The 17,069-nt window shown below is 71.7% G+C and carries 19 protein-coding genes; 11 read left to right on the forward strand and 8 right to left on the reverse strand.

Annotation, left to right across the window (positions count from 1 at the left end):
* The first annotated feature begins 240 nt into the window (after window positions 1-240).
* The 3 genes from OG841_RS36420 (at window position 241) to OG841_RS36430 (ending at window position 2,586) form a co-directional block, all read left to right on the forward strand.
* A complete protein-coding gene (locus OG841_RS36420; RefSeq protein ID WP_371568472.1) occupies window positions 241-774 on the forward strand; it encodes a TIGR03086 family metal-binding protein in 534 nt (177 codons plus the stop codon).
* Window positions 775-853: 79 nt separating this feature from the next.
* Complete coding sequence (locus OG841_RS36425; protein WP_371568475.1) at window positions 854-1,570, forward strand: NUDIX hydrolase; 717 nt, start codon at window positions 854-856, stop codon at window positions 1,568-1,570.
* Entirely contained in the window at window positions 1,567-2,586 is a 1,020-nt protein-coding gene (locus tag OG841_RS36430) for an ADP-ribosylglycohydrolase family protein (RefSeq protein WP_371568478.1), read from the forward strand. The genes OG841_RS36425 and OG841_RS36430 overlap by 4 nt, the downstream gene beginning before the upstream one ends.
* Here the strand turns inward: OG841_RS36430 and OG841_RS36435 are convergent.
* Genes OG841_RS36435 through OG841_RS36445 form a run of 3 tightly spaced genes read right to left on the reverse strand, consistent with a single transcriptional unit; the run spans window position 2,583 to window position 4,252 of the window.
* The gene (locus OG841_RS36435) at window positions 2,583-2,990 is read right to left on the reverse strand and encodes a Rieske (2Fe-2S) protein (RefSeq protein WP_328637500.1); all 408 of its coding nucleotides are present in this window, start codon (window positions 2,988-2,990) and stop codon (window positions 2,583-2,585) included. The two genes, OG841_RS36430 and OG841_RS36435, sit on opposite strands and share 4 nt — an antisense overlap.
* Complete coding sequence (locus tag OG841_RS36440) at window positions 2,987-3,568, reverse strand: DUF6529 family protein (RefSeq protein WP_371568481.1); 582 nt, start codon at window positions 3,566-3,568, stop codon at window positions 2,987-2,989. Before OG841_RS36440 ends, OG841_RS36435 begins: the two co-directional genes overlap by 4 nt.
* A 21-nt stretch (window positions 3,569-3,589) precedes the next feature.
* On the reverse strand, window positions 3,590-4,252 hold the full coding sequence (locus OG841_RS36445) for a hypothetical protein (RefSeq protein WP_328637497.1): 663 nt from the start codon (window positions 4,250-4,252) through the stop codon (window positions 3,590-3,592).
* A 230-nt stretch (window positions 4,253-4,482) separates the two neighbouring features.
* Between OG841_RS36445 and aroH the strand changes: the two genes are divergently transcribed.
* From aroH to der, 5 genes are all read left to right on the forward strand, one after another.
* Window positions 4,483-4,851, forward strand: coding sequence for a chorismate mutase (gene aroH / locus OG841_RS36450; protein ID WP_328637496.1), 369 nt, complete (start codon window positions 4,483-4,485; stop codon window positions 4,849-4,851).
* Entirely contained in the window at window positions 4,848-5,933 is a 1,086-nt protein-coding gene (locus tag OG841_RS36455; protein WP_371568484.1) for a prephenate dehydrogenase, read from the forward strand. Before aroH ends, OG841_RS36455 begins: the two co-directional genes overlap by 4 nt.
* Before the next feature lie 114 nt (window positions 5,934-6,047).
* Complete coding sequence (gene cmk / locus OG841_RS36460; RefSeq protein WP_328637494.1) at window positions 6,048-6,734, forward strand: (d)CMP kinase; 687 nt, start codon at window positions 6,048-6,050, stop codon at window positions 6,732-6,734.
* Window positions 6,735-6,805: 71 nt separating this feature from the next.
* Window positions 6,806-7,393, forward strand: a complete 588-nt coding sequence (locus tag OG841_RS36465; RefSeq protein ID WP_328643494.1) for a lysophospholipid acyltransferase family protein — start codon at window positions 6,806-6,808, stop codon at window positions 7,391-7,393.
* A gap of 78 nt (window positions 7,394-7,471) precedes the next feature.
* The gene (gene der / locus OG841_RS36470; protein WP_328637493.1) at window positions 7,472-8,950 is read left to right on the forward strand and encodes a ribosome biogenesis GTPase Der; all 1,479 of its coding nucleotides are present in this window, start codon (window positions 7,472-7,474) and stop codon (window positions 8,948-8,950) included.
* Window positions 8,951-9,000: 50 nt separating this feature from the next.
* Here der and OG841_RS36475 read toward each other — a convergent pair whose 3' ends face one another.
* Together OG841_RS36475 and OG841_RS36480 are read right to left on the reverse strand one after the other, a co-directional pair.
* Entirely contained in the window at window positions 9,001-9,321 is a 321-nt protein-coding gene (locus OG841_RS36475; RefSeq protein ID WP_328637492.1) for a hypothetical protein, read from the reverse strand.
* 61 nt (window positions 9,322-9,382) lie between these two features.
* A complete protein-coding gene (locus tag OG841_RS36480; RefSeq protein ID WP_328637491.1) occupies window positions 9,383-10,165 on the reverse strand; it encodes a hypothetical protein in 783 nt (260 codons plus the stop codon).
* A gap of 400 nt (window positions 10,166-10,565) precedes the next feature.
* Here OG841_RS36480 and OG841_RS36485 point away from each other — a divergent pair, with 400 nt between their 5' ends.
* Window positions 10,566-11,186: a transglycosylase family protein gene (locus OG841_RS36485; RefSeq protein ID WP_328637490.1), complete on the forward strand. Its 621-nt coding sequence runs from the start codon at window positions 10,566-10,568 to the stop codon at window positions 11,184-11,186.
* A gap of 32 nt (window positions 11,187-11,218) precedes the next feature.
* Here the strand turns inward: OG841_RS36485 and OG841_RS36490 are convergent, their stop codons facing one another.
* From OG841_RS36490 to OG841_RS36500, 3 genes are read right to left on the reverse strand one after another with little or no spacing between them, the layout of a single operon-like run.
* Entirely contained in the window at window positions 11,219-11,878 is a 660-nt protein-coding gene (locus OG841_RS36490) for an ABC transporter ATP-binding protein (protein ID WP_328637489.1), read from the reverse strand.
* Window positions 11,875-14,655, reverse strand: a complete 2,781-nt coding sequence (locus OG841_RS36495) for an ABC transporter permease subunit (protein ID WP_371568491.1) — start codon at window positions 14,653-14,655, stop codon at window positions 11,875-11,877. Before OG841_RS36495 ends, OG841_RS36490 begins: the two co-directional genes overlap by 4 nt.
* Window positions 14,655-15,131, reverse strand: coding sequence for a hypothetical protein (locus tag OG841_RS36500; RefSeq protein ID WP_328637487.1), 477 nt, complete (start codon window positions 15,129-15,131; stop codon window positions 14,655-14,657). Before OG841_RS36500 ends, OG841_RS36495 begins: the two co-directional genes overlap by 1 nt.
* 123 nt (window positions 15,132-15,254) lie before the next feature.
* On the opposite strand from OG841_RS36500, the gene OG841_RS36505 reads away from it, so the two are divergent.
* Both OG841_RS36505 and OG841_RS36510 read left to right on the forward strand, forming a co-directional pair.
* Complete coding sequence (locus tag OG841_RS36505; protein ID WP_371568494.1) at window positions 15,255-15,803, forward strand: hypothetical protein; 549 nt, start codon at window positions 15,255-15,257, stop codon at window positions 15,801-15,803.
* Window positions 15,772-17,067 carry an ABC transporter substrate-binding protein gene (locus OG841_RS36510; RefSeq protein WP_371568496.1) on the forward strand — a complete coding sequence of 432 codons (1,296 nt, stop codon included), beginning with the start codon at window positions 15,772-15,774 and terminating at the stop codon, window positions 17,065-17,067. The genes OG841_RS36505 and OG841_RS36510 overlap by 32 nt, the downstream gene beginning before the upstream one ends.
* Window positions 17,068-17,069 lie beyond the last annotated feature (2 nt).

Raw genomic sequence — 17,069 nt, forward strand, 5'->3', positions numbered from 1 at the left:
GGAAGTCTCCCGGGGCCGGCCGATGCGTTTTCTCCCTCCCTGCGGTCTGTATCGGTGACGGAAGGAGCGCGGGATGGACGGAGTGGGGATGGACACGAGGACCGGGATCCGTGACGAGGCGTGTCAGGCAGCGCTGGAGGGCCCTGTGCGGCCTTCGCGGTCCTGCGGGCCCCAGCGGGCCCAGGAGACCCCTGTGGGGCCGCTGAGGAGCTGCTGTGGCGTCCGGGCGGAGGTGCTGTCATGAGCGCGGGTGAGCTGCTGGAGCGCTCGCTCGCCTATTCGCTGGGCAGCGTGGCGGGGACGAAGGCCGTGAGCCTCGGCAGGGCCACGCCGTGTGCCGGGTGGAATCTCGAGGAGTTGCTGGGCCATCTCGACGACTCCCTGGACGCGCTGTACGAGGGGCTGACCGGCGGGCGGATCGGGCTGCTCCCGCACGCCGACCGGGTCTGCGGCTTCCGCACACGCGCGTGTGCCGTGCTCGGTGCCTGGGCCGCCGGTCCGCCGGAGGACGTGCTGGTGGGAGAACGGCCGCTGGACGTACGGGTGATGGCCGCCGTCGGCGCCGTCGAGATCACCGTGCACGGGTGGGATGTGGCCCGGGCCTGCGGCCGGCAGTGGCCCATTCCGGAGGGCCTCGCGGCCGAACTGCTGTCCGTCGCCCAGTGTGTGGTGGGGGAGGAGGACCGGGGCGTGCGGTTCGCGGAACCGGTCGCCGTGCCGCCCCGCGCACGGCCCGAGACACGGCTTCTCGCCTTCCTGGGGCGGCACCTCTAGGGGCTTGTGGAACACCCTCGCGCTCTTTATAGTCGTAAGGACTATTAGTCATCCTGACCATAAAAGGGGGCGAGCGCGAGTGGACTACGACAAGTACGCCCACGAACCCTTCGCCGTCACCGTCGACCTCGCCGTCCTCACCGTCGCGGAGGGCGCCCTGCACGCGCTGCTCGTCGAGCGGGGGCAGGAGCCGTACGCCGGACACTGGGCGCTGCCCGGCGGGTTCGTGCACCCGGACGAGTCCGCGGAGACGGCGGCCCGGCGCGAACTCGCCGAGGAGACCGGGCTGTCGGACGTCTCCGGGCTGCATCTGGAGCAGCTGCGGACCTACAGCGAGCCCGACCGCGACCCCCGGATGCGGGTCGTCTCCGTCGCGTTCGCCGCGCTGCTCCCGGATCCGCCCGAGCCGCACGGCGGCAGCGATGCGGCCGAGGCCCGCTGGGTGCCGTACGACAAGGCGGGGCCGCTCGCCTTCGACCACGACCGCATCCTGGCCGACGCCCAGGAACGCGTGGGGGCCAAGCTCGAGTACACCTGCCTCGCCACCGCCTTCTGCCCGCCGGAGTTCACTCTCGGCGAGCTCCAGCAGGTGTACGAGACCGTGTGGGGCACCACCCTCGACCGGCCCAACTTCCGCCGCAAGGTGCTCGCCACGCCCGGCTTCGTCGAGGCAGTCCCCGGCGCCGCACGTCTGACCGGCGGCCGCGGCAAACCGGCCGCGCTCTATCGCGCGGGGCCGGCCACCGCCCTGCACCCCCCTCTCCTCCGACCGTCCCCGGAAGGACGCCCCGCATGACCACGATCCTGACCAAACGCGCCGCCACCGGAACACTCGTCGGCCTCGCCCTCGGGGACGCCCTCGGCTTCCCGACCGAGTTCAATGACGTGCCGTCGATCCTCGCCAAGTGCGGACCCTGGCGGGAGATGGAGCTGCGGACCCCGGCGATCGTCAGCGACGACACGCAGATGACGCTCGCGCTGGGGAGGGGCCTGCGGACGGCGATGGACCGGGGGGTGCTCGGGCCCGAGCACCTGGAGCGGCCGCTGAGGGAGGAGTTCGTCGACTGGTATCAGTCACCGGAGAACAACAGGGCGCCGGGAAACACCTGTCTGCGGGCCTGCTCTCTGCTCAAGAACGAGCAACTGCCCTGGCAGGAAGCCAGCCAGATCAACTCCAAGGGCTGCGGCGCCAACATGCGTGTGGCACCCGTCGGACTCGTTCTCGGGCTCAGCGACGAACAGCGCGCGGGCGCCGCCCAGTTGCAGTCCGCGCTCACCCACGGGCATCCGACCGCGCTCGCCGCGTCCGACCTCACCGCGCGCGCCGTGCGGCTGCTTCTGCAGGGAGCCGAGCCGGGCGAACTGGTCGGGCTGCTGCGGTCGTACGCCCTGGTGAACCGGGGGCAGTACCACGAGCGCTGGCTCGGCGACCTGTGGACCCGCGGTCAGGACCGGACGCCCGGGCAGTTCATCGCGCGTGGCTGGGACGAGTGCCTGGCGATCCTCGACCGGCTCGACGACGCCGTGCGCACCGCCTCGCCCGAGGAGGACCCGTGTCTGGCCACCGGGGCGGGCTGGATCGCCGAAGAAGCCCTGGTGACCGGGCTGTTGTGCTTCCTGCAGTTCCCCGACGAGCCGCTGACGGCACTGCGGCGGGCCGCGTGCAGCTCCGGCGACTCCGACTCGATCGCCTGCCTGACGGGCGCCTTCGCAGGCGCCCACCTGGGGGCGGACGCCTGGCCGGCCGCGTGGGCCGACCGGATCGAGTACGGCAGTGAACTGATGACGCTCGGGGCGCTCTGGGACGCCTAGCCGAACTGGATCGAGTCCCCGCTGACCTTGATCTGCTTCTCGGGCAGCGGCTTGGTGGCGGGTGGGTTGGCCACCGAGCCGTCCGTGATGTGGTACTTGCTGCCGTGGCAGGGGCAGTTGATGGTGCCGCCGGACACGCTGGTCACCTGGCAGCCCTGGTGGGTGCAGATGTCCGAGAAGGCCTTGAACTCGCCCTCCTTCGGCTGGGTGACGACGACCTTCTCGTCCTTGAAGATCTTCCCCCCGCCGACCGGGATCTCGCTGGTCTTCGCCAGTTCGGTGCCGGCCTCCACCGAACTGGACCCGGAGTCGCCGTTCTCGTTGCCGTACTCGCTGCAGCCGACGGTCAGCGCGGCCGCGCCCGTCGTGAGAAGGATCGTGCGCCGCGTCGGGCTGTGCGTCATGTCGTGACTCCGAAGGTGCGGAAGAACCAGAGGGCCGAGGTCAGCCAGAGGACCGTGAGCGTGGTGAAGACGAGCCCGCCGACGATCGGCAACAGCCAGCCGGGAAGTCGCTCCGAGCGGAGCAGCAGCATCTTGGCACTGAACACACCGAAGAAGAAGCAACCCAGGAGGGAGTGCCACAGAACGCGTGATTCGTACGACTGGAAGCCCAGCGCGTACAGGCAGTGCACCGCGACCGGCACCGCGACCAGGAAGGCCACACGGCCGGACCAGCGGTGCAAGGTGGCGGACCAGCTCGGGCCCGGAAGCTTGCCGTACAGCATCAGGGCCGAGACGAGCTGCACGATCGCGAAGAAGAACGCGACCGTCGCGAGCCACGACTTCACCGCGCCCGTGCTGCTGAAGCCGGCGAGGTTGAAGGCCGTCCCCGTCGGGTCGTGGACCTTGCCGTACGCGCCCAGGGCGACCGCCACCGCGGCGGCCACGAGGGCGGGGATCAGATAGCGGGCCGGGCCGGAGCGGCGCTCGGGTTCGGGCGAGGGCCAGCTCTGGGTGGCCGCGTTCGGGTCGACGGTCATGATCGGCTCCTTCGCCCTAGGTCAGGGGGTTACCGGACGGGCCGTGAGCTGCTGTCCGTCGACCGTCACCGCACCGGTCTCCGGGTCGATCCTCGGTGCCGGGGAGGGCTTGCCGTCGCGCTTGAGGATGCCGACCTGCTCGCCGTCCGGAAGGACGATCCAGCCGCCTTCGATCTTCGCGCCGGCCACCGTGCTGTTCGCCCGGTAGAGCCCGGACGACTTCTTCGCCCTGCCGATGGTGAAGGCGTAGCTCCCGCTGCCGACGTGGGCCGTGCCGCGGATCTCCGTGGTCCCCTTCACCTTGCCGTCCAGGCTCGCGCCGCCCTTGCCGGTCAGCCGCAGGCTGCCGTCGTCCTTCACGTCACCCTGCAGCCACGACTCGATGTTGTGGCCGTCGCAGACGTAGGCGATCGCCTTGTCGTCGCGCACGGTGATCGCGACCGCGGAGGAGTCGTCGTCGGTACGGCCCGTGTAGACGCCCTCGGGCACGGGGGTCCGGGACGGGGACGGGCTGGGCGGCGCGGACGTCCGTGCCGGTGCGGTGCTCGCTGACGCCTTGGTGCTGGGCGACGGCTTCACGTACGACGAGGTGGCCTTCTCTCCCGTCGTGGCGTTGAGCGAGAGCATGAACAGGCCGACCAGCAATCCCGCGAGCAGGGTCAGCAACGGTCCGGAACGCTTCATGTAAGGGGCCTCCCCCGAGGCGAGTTTCCTGCCATCAGAGCGGACCCCGGGCCCCGAGTCCAGAGGCGCACAGGTGTGTTTTCACCCCAAGTAGCGGAACTGGGACATTCAGGTGACATTGGCACGGTCCGGGACGCCATCTCAGGGTGCGGGCGCCGTGCACCCGCCCCGCACGGGCTGACTAGGCTGGACGGTCAGGAGCCGAACGCACATCAGCAAGGAGCAACGCCGTGGCGGTACGAGCGGTCCGGGGCGCCGTCCAACTCGAAAAGGACGAGGCCGGCCACATGGACGAGCAGGTCGGGGCGCTGCTCACCGCCATCATGGAGCGGAACGAGCTGACCGCGGACGACCTGATCAGCATCTGGTTCACGGCCACGCCCGACCTGCACAGCGACTTCCCCGCGGCCGCGGCACGCAAGCTCGGCACCGGTTTCGCCGATGTACCGCTGATCTGCGCCCAGGAACTCGACATCGAGGGAGCCATGCCCCGCGTCGTCCGTGTTCTCGCGCACATAGAGTCCGACCGGTCCCGCGCCGACATCGCGCACGTCTACCTCGGCGCCGCGGCCGCCCTGCGCAAGGACATCGCACAGTGAGGACCGCACTCGTCGTCGGGACCGGGCTGATCGGGACGTCCGCCGCGCTGGCGTTGGCGGGGCGCGGTGTCACCGTCCACCTCGCCGACCACGATCCCGAGCAGGCCCGTACGGCCGCCGCGCTCGGAGCGGGTACGGACCAGGCGCCCGAGGGGCCTGTCGACCTCGCGATCGTCGCCGCGCCGCCCGCGCACGTGGCCGGGGTGCTCGCCGACGCGATGCGGCGCGGGGTGGCTCGCGGGTACATCGACGTGGCCAGCGTGAAGGGCGGGCCGCGGCGGGAGCTGGAGGCACTGGGGCTCGACCTCTCCTCGTACATCGGTACGCATCCGATGTCCGGTCGCGAGAAGTCCGGACCACTGGCCGCCTCCGGGGATCTCTTCGAGGGGCGGCCCTGGGTGCTGACCCCCACCCGGGACACCGATACCGAGGTGCTGAACCTCGCGCTGGAGCTGGTCTCGCACTGTCGTGCGGTGCCGGTGGTCATGGACGCAGACGCCCACGACCGTGCTGTGGCGCTTGTCTCGCACATGCCTCATCTGGTGTCCAGCATGGTCGCCGCGCGGCTCCAGCACGCCGAGGAAGCCGCCGTACGTCTGTGTGGGCAGGGGATCCGGGATGTGACCCGGATCGCCGCGTCGGATCCCGGGATGTGGATCGACATCCTCTCCGCGAATCCGGGTCCGGTGGCCGATCTGCTCACCGATGTCGCCGGGGACCTGGAGGAGACGGTGCGGGCGCTGCGCGCGTTGCAGTCCGCGGACGAGGCGAAGCGGCTCGAGGGCACGACCGGGATCGAGGACATGCTGCGGCGGGGGAACGCCGGGCAGGTCCGGGTGCCCGGGAAGCACGGGTCCGCTCCTCGGGTGTACGAGGTCGTGGCCGTGCTCATCGACGACCAGCCGGGGCAGCTGGCCCGGATCTTCGCGGACGCCGGGCGGGCGGGGGTCAATATCGAGGATGTGCGGATCGAGCATGCGACAGGGCAGCAGGCGGGGCTGGTGCAGCTGATGGTCGAGCCGTCGGCGGCGCCGGTGCTGGCGGCGTCCTTGCGGGAGCGGGGCTGGGCCATCCGGCAGTAGGGCAGGAGTCCGGACGAGGGCGTCCGGACGAGTGACGCGCACCCAGTAACCTTGTGCGGGGCACAGTCGCGTCCCCACACCACTCGCCAGACCGCACCCGAAAGGTGTCCCCCCGTGGAAAACGGCGCCGCCCAGCCCGTGATTGTCGCCATAGACGGCCCCTCCGGCACGGGCAAGTCGAGCACCTCGAAGGCTGTCGCCGCGCAGCTGGGGCTCAGCTACCTGGACACCGGGGCCCAGTACCGGGCGATCACCTGGTGGATGGTGACCAACGGGATCGACATCGACGACCCCTCCGCGATCGCCGCCGTGGCGGGGAAGGCGGAGATCATCTCCGGCACCGATCCGCAGAACCCGACGATCACGGTGGACGGGACCGATGTGGCCGGTCCGATCCGGACCCAGGAGGTCACCTCCAAGGTCAGCGCGGTGAGCGCGGTGCCCGAGGTGCGGGCCCGGATCACCGAGCTGCAGCGGTCGCTGGCGACCTCGGCCGAGAAGGGCATCGTCGTCGAGGGGCGGGACATCGGTACGACCGTGCTGCCCGACGCCGACCTCAAGGTCTTCCTCACCGCTTCGCCCGAGGCCCGCGCCGCGCGCCGCAGCGGGGAGCTCAAGGGTGCCGACGTCCACGCCACCCGCGAGGCGCTGATCAAGCGGGACGCGGCCGACTCCAGCCGGAAGACCTCGCCGCTCGCCAAGGCGGACGACGCGGTCGAGGTGGACACCACCGAGCTCAGCCTCGCGCAGGTCATCGAGTGTGTCGTCACCCTCGTCGAGGAGAAGCGGGCCGGGAAGTGAGTGCGGACTCTTCCGGCACGGTTCCTTCGACGAAGGGCGCCGAGGTCGGGCGACGGATCGGCGTCGGGCTGATGTACGGGCTGTGGAAGCCGCGTGTGCTCGGCGCCTGGAGGATGCCCGCGACCGGGCCCGCGATCCTCGCCGTCAACCACTCCCACAACATCGACGGCCCGATGGTCATGGGGGTGTCACCCCGGCCGACGCACTTCCTGATCAAGAAGGAAGCGTTCATCGGCCCGCTGGATCCCTTCCTGACGGCCATCGGACAGCTCAAGGTGGACCGCTCGGTGGCCGACCGCGGGGCGATCACCCAGGCGCTCGATGTCCTCAAGGCCGGCGGGGTGCTCGGTATCTTCCCGGAGGGCACCCGCGGCGAGGGCGACTTCGCCTCCCTGCGGGCCGGGCTCGCGTACTTCGCGGTGCGCAGCGGGGCACCGGTCGTTCCGGTCGCCGTGCTGGGAAGCTCCGAGAAGCCGGGACGGTTGATACAGGGGCTGCCCCCGCTGCGCAGCCGCGTCGACGTCGTCTTCGGCGACCCCTTCGATGCGGGCGACGGCAGCGGACGGCGTACGCGCAAGGCGCTCGACGAGGCGACCGAGCGCATCCAGAAGCAGCTCAGCGCCCACCTGCAAAACGCCAGGCGCCTGACCGGGCGCTAGGCCACACTGAGTAGTGGATCAATCCGGCGGAACAACCGGGGGTCCACCGATCACCACGATGAACGAGGTACGGACTTCATGAACGACCACATCCACTCCGAGGGCTCTTCCGAAGAGCACGACCACGGAGCGCTTGGCGATGCCGAGTACGCGGAGTTCATGGAGCTCGCCGCGGAAGAGGGCTTCGACCCCGAGGACGTCGAGGGTGCCATCGAGGCGGCCGGGCACGGCCCGCTGCCCGTGCTCGCCGTAGTCGGCCGTCCCAATGTCGGCAAGTCGACTCTGGTGAACCGCATCATCGGGCGCCGCGAGGCCGTCGTGGAGGACAAGCCCGGCGTCACCCGCGACCGTGTCACCTACGAGGCCGAGTGGGCCGGACGCCGCTTCAAGGTCGTCGACACCGGCGGCTGGGAGCAGGACGTCCTCGGCATCGACGCCTCCGTGGCCGCGCAGGCCGAGTACGCGATCGAGGCCGCCGACGCCGTCGTGTTCGTCGTCGACGCCAAGGTCGGCGCGACCGACACCGACGAGGCGGTCGTACGACTGCTGCGCAAGGCCGGAAAGCCCGTGGTGCTGTGCGCCAACAAGGTCGACGGACCGAGCGGCGAGGCCGACGCCTCCTACCTCTGGTCCCTCGGACTCGGTGAGCCGCACCCCGTCTCGGCGCTGCACGGCCGGGGCACCGGTGACATGCTCGACTCCGTTCTGGAGGCGCTGCCGGAGGCGCCCGAGCAGAGCTTCGGCACCGCGATCGGCGGGCCGCGCCGCATCGCCCTGATCGGCCGCCCGAACGTCGGCAAGTCCTCGCTGCTGAACAAGGTGGCCGGCGAGGAGCGGGTCGTCGTCAACGAGATGGCCGGCACCACCCGTGACCCGGTCGACGAACTCATCGAGCTCGGCGGTGTCACCTGGAAGTTCGTCGACACCGCCGGTATCCGCAAGCGGGTCCACCTCCAGCAGGGCGCCGACTACTACGCCTCGCTGCGCACCGCCGCCGCCGTCGAGAAGGCCGAGGTGGCGGTCATCCTGATCGACGGCTCGGAGTCCATCTCGGTCCAGGACCAGCGGATCGTCACCATGGCCGTCGAGGCGGGTCGCGCGATCGTCCTCGCCTACAACAAGTGGGACAGCCTCGACGAGGAGCGCCGCTACTACCTGGAGCGGGAGATCGAGACCGAGCTCGGCCAGGTCGCCTGGGCGCCGCGCGTCAACGTCTCGGCGCGCACCGGCCGCCACATGGAGAAGCTGGTCCCCGCGATCGAGACGGCTCTGGCGGGCTGGGAGACGCGTGTCCCGACCGGCCGCCTCAACGCCTTCCTCGGCGAGCTGGTGGCCGCCCATCCGCACCCGATCCGGGGCGGCAAGCAGCCGCGCATCCTCTTCGGCACCCAGGCGGGCACCAAGCCGCCGCGGTTCGTGCTCTTCGCCTCCGGGTTCATCGAGGCGGGCTATCGGCGTTTCATCGAGCGCCGGCTGCGTGAGGAGTTCGGCTTCGAGGGCACTCCGATCCACATCTCGGTGCGGGTGCGCGAGAAGCGCGGCGCGAAGAAGAAGTGACGTACACATGAGGAAGGGCGGCCCCCACCGGGGCCGCCCTTCCTCATGTGTCAGATCCCTCTGCGCGGAGGCGGCAGCGCCGCCGGGACGTGGCGCATCCCGCTGTGCTGTTGCCCGATGTGTCCCACCCGCTGCCACTGCGACTGCTGGCGGGCGCTGAACGCACCCGTGCTGTAGGCGCTGTACGAGCTGCTGAACGAGCCCGAGGCGTGCGGGGTGTTCCCGAACGCGGTGAAGCCCAGCTCCTCCTCGCCGCTGCGGTCACCCGGCAGCGAACGGAAGGCCTTGACGTACTCGGAGTAGAGCGCGTCGTAGATCGGCGTGGCCGATGGTCCGCCGGGAAACCGGCGCGGAGCGTCGTATGGGTGCACGTATGTCCAAACGACGCCGGGACCTCGGGGATGCGGTCCGGCGTGATCCTTCAGCCGGTTGTCAGGTCCCGGCGAGAGGCATCGCGGCCGCGACCAGCTTGCCGTTCGCCGCCGCCTTGTCGAGCGCGTCCCGCAGCAGATCCTCCCGGGGCTGGCGTCCGATGGAGCCCACCGGTGCCGCGAACATCAGCACCTGCTGGTGCTTGTTGGCGGCGGCCCGCCAGGGCTCGGTGACCTGGAGCGGCTGGTGCGCCTGCCACCAGGCCACCGGCTGCCCGCCGTTCGGCGACGGCTGGAGCACCGCGTGCAGCTGGCCCACCGCCAGCAGCACCGACCACCCGTGCAGCACGGACGGCACCGCCGCGATCGCCGTCAGCGGCATGAACCCCTGTTCGATCAGCAGCGGCAGGAAGTCGTCGCCGAGCCCCGTCGCGCCCGGCCGCACGATCGGCCCGGTCGGCTCCACGACCAGCGCCGGGTGCAGCTCCCCGGCGATCAGGATCAGCCCGCTGGTCACCCCGAGCACCGCCTGCTCGGGTACGACCTTGTCCGGGTCCAGGTCGACGGTGTCGCCGGTGATGGACTTCACCGCGCCCCGGAGCTGCTCCTCGGTGACCTGGACGACCTGTGAGGGCAGGCAGCTGGCGTGGGCGAAGGCCAGGACGGCGGTCTCGTCGCCGATGAACAGGACGGTGCTGGTGCGCTCCTGTGCGGAGTCGCCCTGGGTGCGGCAGGAGGTGCAGTCGTAGCTGCCGGGGGCGTTCTCTCCGGCGAGCAGCCGGTCGGCTTCTTCGTCGCCGATCTCGGCGCGAACCTCGTCGCTGACGTCGAGCATGCGCGGCACGGGTGACTCCCTCGGGAAGCGGTGCCCGGGTGGGTCCCGGGCTCATGAAGAAGACAACGGGCGATCTGTGGCGGGAGTCACGCCCCAGGGCGAACGGAATCGAACCATCCACCGCGCAGGGTCACCTCGGCTGCGGAATCGGGCACTCAGTGTCAAGTCGTTGGAAATCCAAGGAAGTTGGTTGCGTGAAGTGGGTCACAGGTCGACTGGGTGACAGGTCGACAAATCAGGAAATCAGCGAATGAAGTGGGTGGCCGGAAATTGCCGATACCTGCGGTAACGGGCAATCGGCCTGGAATGACGGGGCGTTGCTTGCTGGCGCCTCCACAGGCTCTCTACATTCCTCCGCCGTGTGCAACGAGCACCGCTCGGGACCCCGAGTCCTTCGAGAGGGAAATACATGTCCGAATGTGCTGATACCACGCGCGACAACGCTCGTAAGGCCCGAACCACCGCGGCCCTCGCCGGGGCCGTCCTGCTCGCCCCGCTCGGACTGCTGGCTGCGGCCGGCAACTCCGCGGCCGCGGACGGCGGAGTATGGGACCGCATCGCCCAGTGCGAGAGCGGCGGGAACTGGCACATCAACACCGGAAACGGCTACTACGGAGGACTCCAGTTCTCCGCCGGCACCTGGCGCGCGTACGGCGGCACGGCCTACGCGCCCACCGCCGACCAGGCCACCGAGGCGCAGCAGATCGCGGTGGCCACCAAGGTGCAGCGCGCCCAGGGATGGGGCGCCTGGCCGACCTGCTCGGCACGCGCCGGGGCGTACGGCAGCGTGCCCGCCGCCTCGTCCGAGACCAAGGCCGCTCCTTCCAAGCCGGCGAAGGCGCGGGCCCGTTCGGAGAGCCACACCAACCGCGGCGCCTCCCGTGGCGACTACACCGTCCGCCCGGGCGACACGCTCAGCGAGGTCGCCGCACGGCACGGGACCACCTGGCAGAAGGTCTACGCCGCCAACAAGGCCGTCATCGGCGCCGATCCCCACCTGATCGTGCCCGGGCAGCGCCTCGACATCTGAGAGCTCCCTGTGGGCGGGGCGGGGCGGGGCGGTCAGCCCCGCCCCGGTCGCAGCTCCGCCGCCTCTCCGCCGAACGCGACCACACCGCGCCGCAGTTCGTACACGATCACCGTCCGGTCGCGGAGCGCGGGTGGGAGCCGTTGCTCGGCCACGACCACACACGCGTCCAGTGCGGCCAGGAGTTCGTACGTGCGGGCCGCGACCGTGGGAGACATGCCTTGCGCGGGTTCGTCGACGAGGACCACCCGCGCTCGTGCCAGGAGGGCTCGGGAGAGCGCGAGCATGCGTTGTTCGCCGCCGGAGAGGGTGCCGGCACGGCGGGGGAGCAGGCGGGCGAGCTGAGGGTAGGCGTCCAGGGCCAGGTCGTGGGTGGGGGCGGCCAGTTCGAGGTTCTCGCGGACCGTGAGGGAGCCGAACACCGACCGGCGTTCGGGGACCAGGCACAGACCGCGGCGGGCCCGCTCGTACGCCGGTACGCGGGTCACGTCGGTGCCGTCCCACACCACGCTGCCGTCGGTGAGCGGCACTGTTCCGGCCAGGGCGCGCAGAGTCGTCGTACGGCCGGAGCCGTTGCGGCCCAGCAGGACGGTGAGGCCGGGGCCCGGTGCGGTGAGGGTGATGCCGTGCAGGGCCTCCAGGGGGCCGTAGCGCACGCGCGCGTGGCGGAGGGAGATGGCCGTGACGGCTGTCATGAGGCGGTCTCCCGGGCGGCGAGTGTGTCCAGCACGTGGGCCGGAGGGCCGGAGGCGATGATGCGGCCCGCGCTCATGACGTGCACGACGTCCGCGAGGTCGGCGACCAGGTCGAGGTCGTGTTCGACGACGAGGAGGGCGGTGCCGTCGGCTGCGAGGGCCCTCAGGATGCGGGCCAGGGCGGTCACCTCGGCGGTGTCGAGACCGGCGGCGGGTTCGTCGAGGAGGAGGACGCTCGGGGTGCCGGCGAGGGCTCTGGCGAGTTCCACCCGACGCAGGGTGCCGGTGGGCAGGTCGGCCGCGGGGGCGTCGCGCAGGGGGCCGTCGAGGGCGAACAGTCTCAGGGCGCGGTCCGCTGCGGCCGGGTCTGTCGTCCGGCCTTGCTCGGCGCCGACCCGGACGTTCTCCGCCACGGTCAATGTGGGGAAGACCGCGAGTTGTTGGAAGGTGCGGGCGATCCCCAGGCGGGTCCGGGCGTGGGCGGGGAGACGCGTGATGTCACGGTCGCCGTAGCGGACTCGGCCCTGGGAGGGGCGGACGGTTCCTGCCAGGCAGTGGAAGAGCGTGGTCTTTCCGGCGCCGTTGGGGCCGATGATCGCGGTGATTCTGCCCGGTGGGACCGTGAGGTCGACTCCGTCGAGGGCGGTGAAGCCGTCGTAGCGGGCCCGGAGGTCGTGCGTGGTGAGAACCGCCCGGCCTCGGGCCGGTGGCCACGGTGGAGAGTCGTTGCCGGCGTGCGGCGCGGGGGGTCGGCTCCGGCGGGACGGGTCTTGTTCGACACCGCCGGGATCGGCGCGGAGTGGCGTGCCGGGTCGGGCGCCGCCGGGATCCGCCGTCGGGGTGTTCGCCGGGGCGGCAGGGAGAGCGGTGCTCGGCTCCTGGCTGTGCCTCGCGCCCGCGCCCGATGCCGCGGTCGGGGGCGTCGCGGTCCGCAGCGCCCGTCGCAGTCGTCTCCGTGCCTGGAGGCCCGCCGTCGTCAGGCCCGCCTCCCGACGTGGCCGCAGCCTCCGCACCGCCTCGTACGGCCCCCCGGGAAACCGTCCCACCAGCACCGCCAGTACCCCGACCAGCGCCGCCGCCACCCCTCCCCGAGCCCCCGCGTCCAGGCCGACCAGGAGGGCCGCCGCGGTCAGGGCGCCCAAGGTGCTGTCGGCGCCCAGGACGACCACCGCCGCGAACCAGAGGAGGCCGCGGACGGGGTCGTAGGCGGTGGGGTCGAAGGCGCGCAGGCCCATGCCGAGCATTCCGCCGCCCAGGGCGGCCAGGGCGGCGCCCGCCACGAAGGCGAGGAGCTTCAGGGCGGGGACCTGGACGCCCGCCGCCGAGGCTCCCGACTCGTGGTCGCGCATGGCGGCCAGCGCCCTGCCCGTCCGGCCTCTGCGCAAGGCGTGGGTGGCCATGAGGGCGAGCGTGAGCAGGGCCAACTCCATGACGTAGTACGCGCGGTCGCCCTCGAAGCCCGCCGGGCGGCCCAGGGACAGCCCGGACGTGGCGTACGGCTGGGCGAAGACGAAGCGGCTCACGCCGACGCCGACCGCGAAGGTCGCGAGGGCCAGCGCCAGCCCCCGGCGGGTGATCGCAGGCCAGCCGGTCAGCAGGCCCAGGGGGGCCACCAGGACCACCGCCAGCGCCAGCGCCGCCAGTTCCGGCAGCCGGGGAAGGCCCGGGAAGCGGCCCGCCGCCAGCAGGGCGGTGAACAGGGCGCCCAGGCCCGCGTAGGCCGCCTGCCCGAGGGAGATCTGGCCGCCCCGGCCCGTCACGACCACCAGGGAGAGCAGGACGACGCCCAACGCCGGTACCTGGACCGAGGTGTGCAGGTCCGAGCCCGCGAAACCCAGCGGGATCAGGAAAAGGATCACCGCGACGATCCATGCGCCCTGAGGCGTCGGCACGCGCGCGGTGGCCGTCCGGGGGAGCACATCCCGGGTACCGATGCGGGGGAGTGCCAGGCACGCGACCAGGAGGGCCACGACGAACAGGTTCGCCCCCACCGCCTGGAGCAACGGTTCGGCCCGGCCCGAGGGGTGCAGTCGGGTCAGCTGGCTCTGGGCCACCCCGATGCCCAGCGCCACCACCACGGCCACCGGCAGGCTGCGCATCCGCGCGGCCACCGCGACCGCCACCACCTCCATGACGAGCAGGGGCAGCCCGTACGGGTCCAGGCGGACGAAGGGGGCCAGCAGAACGCCCGTCAGGCCCGCCGTGAACGCCCCGAACGCCCAGCCGGCCGCCGCCACCCGGTCGGCGTCGATCCCGCCGAGCACGGCCAGCCCGCGGTCGTCCACGACGGCCCGCAGCTCCCGTCCGAAGCGCGTCCAGCGGATCACCGCGCCCACGCCGGCCGCCAGGACCAGGACGACCGCCAGCTGCCCCCAGGGATCCGCGGACACCAGCTCCGGAGCGTCGTCCCGTGCGCCCTGGCCCCACAGCAGCGCGGCCCCGCCCACCAGCAGCACGAAGACCCCGATGGAGGCCACCAGGGTCTGGGCCGGATCGCCGCCCAGGACGGACAGGGGCCGGAAGACGAAACGCTCCAGCACCACGCCCATCACCGGCGCCAGGATCAGCAGGGTCACCACCGCCCCGGCCCACAGCGGCCAGCCCCACTCCACCACGCACTGCCGCAGCACGTACGCGCACACCATCGCGATCGCCCCGTGCGCGAAGTTCAGCACCCCGGTCGCGCGGTACGTCACGATCAGGCCGACTCCGGTGAGCGCGGCCGCGCTGCCGACCGACAACCCGGCGAGGGTGAGGTCGTAGGTCAGCGACGACATCAGTCGGTTTCCTCGACGGGCTCGCAGATCGGACAGGGGCCCAGCTCTCCGCTCGCCAGGAGCTTCGCGTCCACCGGGACCGACTCGACCTTCCCGGCGACCAGCGGGCAGTCCGCGCGGTGCCAGAGCGTGCCGCCGGGCACCATCAGCAGGTCCCCGCTGACCGCCAGGGGCGCGCCGGCCGCCGTGCCGGACTCCTCGGCCTCATCGGGCTCCGCGGTGACCAGGAGGCCGTACAGCTCCTCCACGCGCGCGGCGGCGAGCGCGCCCCGGCCGTGGGTGAGCAGCACCGCCCCGGCGACGATCAGGGCGGCGCCGGGCACCGTGCAGGAGGCGAGGTAGGGCAGCTGCCGCTCGGCGTAACGCTCGCCCGAGACGCCGTACCAGCCGAGGACGCACAGCACCGCGCCCGCGGCGAGCGCGGCCCAGCCGGCCCACAGAACGGGGTGCACGGTCCGCAGTCGGGCTGTCCGCATCTCTGGCTCCCACATGTCGCGTGCCTGTCCATGTAAGCCAATCGCTTGCACTATGCCTTCTGGAAGCTGACCCTGAAAGCACCGGGCGCACGTGGCCCGGACCGACACCCGGTGGTGAGCCAGATGGTTCTCGGGAGCGACCGCACGTGGGGGAACGGCAGCCGGGGGCTGATGGCGGTGGGGTTCGTCCTCACCGTGGCCCTCACGGCGTGCAGCGACGACAGCGGCGGCGGCAGCGAGAGCCCGCCGCCGACGCCTTCCGTGGAGCGGACCACACCTTCCGCGGCCCCGTCGCCGAGCGGACCCGCCGACGCGGCGGCCGCCCAGCGGGAGATCAAGACGAACTGGGAGAAGTTCTTCGACCCGAAGACCTCCACCAAGGACAAACAGGCCGTCCTGGAGAACGGCGACGAGATGGGGCCGGTGCTCCAGGCCTTCAGCGGTGACCAGCGCGGCGGACAGGTGCAGGCGAAGGTCACGAAGGTCGGGTTCACCAAGCCGACGGCGGCCGACGTGACGTACACCCTCATGCTGAACGGCGCCACCGCCCTTCCGGACGCCTCCGGAACGGCGGTCGAACAGGACGGCACCTGGAAGGTGTCCGTCAACACCCTGTGCGCACTGGTCCAGTTGAGCGGCAATGCCACGGCGTCGGCTCTTCCGGGCTGCTGAGGCCGCCCTCGCGGTCCTGCTGCTCACGGTGGGCACGGCGTGCGGCAGCCGGCTGCCGGAGAGCGACTTCGAGCACCGGGAGCGGGCGACCCCCGCCCAGGACGACACCCCGATCCGGGTCGGCATCGTCACCAGTGCCACCAGTCCGGTCGGCGGCAGCGCCTTCACCGGCCCGCGCGACGGTGCCAAGGCGTACTTCGAGCGCCTCAACGCGCGCGGGGGCGTCGACGGCCGCCGGATCGAGGTGCGCGAGTGCGACGACGGCGGCAGCGGGGTCGGCAACAACACCTGTGTGCACCGGCTGATCGACGAGGACAAGGTGGTCGCCCTGGTCGCGACCACCGCCCTCGACTACGCCGGCGCCTCCCGCGTCTCCCACGCGCGCGTGCCCGACATCGGAGGCCAGCCCCTCGGCGCCGCCTACGACACCTGGCCGCACCTCTACGGCATCTACGGCAGCCTCGCGCCCCGGCGCGGCACGACCGGCTGGGGCGGAAAGCAGTACGGCGGCACCGAGGTCTACCGCTATTTCAAGCGCGAGCACGGGGCCCGTACGGCGGCTGTCGTGTCGTACAACCAGGCCGCGTCCGCCGCCTACGCCCGGCTCGTCGAGCAGGGGCTGAAAGCCGAGGGGTACAAGGTCGTCACCGAGCAGGTCGACTTCGCGCTGCCCAACTTCCGTGCCGTGGCGGCCGACCTGAAGGATCAGGGCGCCGACCTGGTCTTCGACGCCGTCGACAGCCATGGCAACGCCCAGCTGTGCGAGGCGATGGACGCGGCGGGCGTCGAGGTCACCGCCAAGGTCACCAACGTCCAGAACTGGACCTCGACCGTCCCGCACGACTACAAGGACGCCCCGCGGTGCCGCAACGCCCTGTGGGCGACCGGGGCCAGCCGCAACTACGAGGACACGGACCACGCGGCCGTACGGGAGTTCAGGGAGGCCACGAAGAGCCTCGAGACGCACTCCCAGTGGCAGTTGGAGGGCTGGGCGGCCGCGATGTGGTTCACGGACGCCGCGACATCATGCGCTGAGGCCCAAGGCATCACGCGCGCGTGTGTCGACGCCTACATGAACCGCAGCCGGGACCACACCGCGGACGGCCTCCTCGTCCCTGTCACCTTCGAGCACCTCGCCGAGCCGCCGAAGTCCCGCCGGACCTGCCTGTCGGTGGCCCGCTGGGAGGACGGGCGGGGTTGGGTCTCCCAGGGCGAGATGGACCACACCTGCTTCGACGTTCCGCAACTGGCCTATCGACAATGAGT

This window comes from Streptomyces canus (assembly GCF_041435015.1).
GTDB lineage: Bacteria > Actinomycetota > Actinomycetes > Streptomycetales > Streptomycetaceae > Streptomyces > Streptomyces canus_G.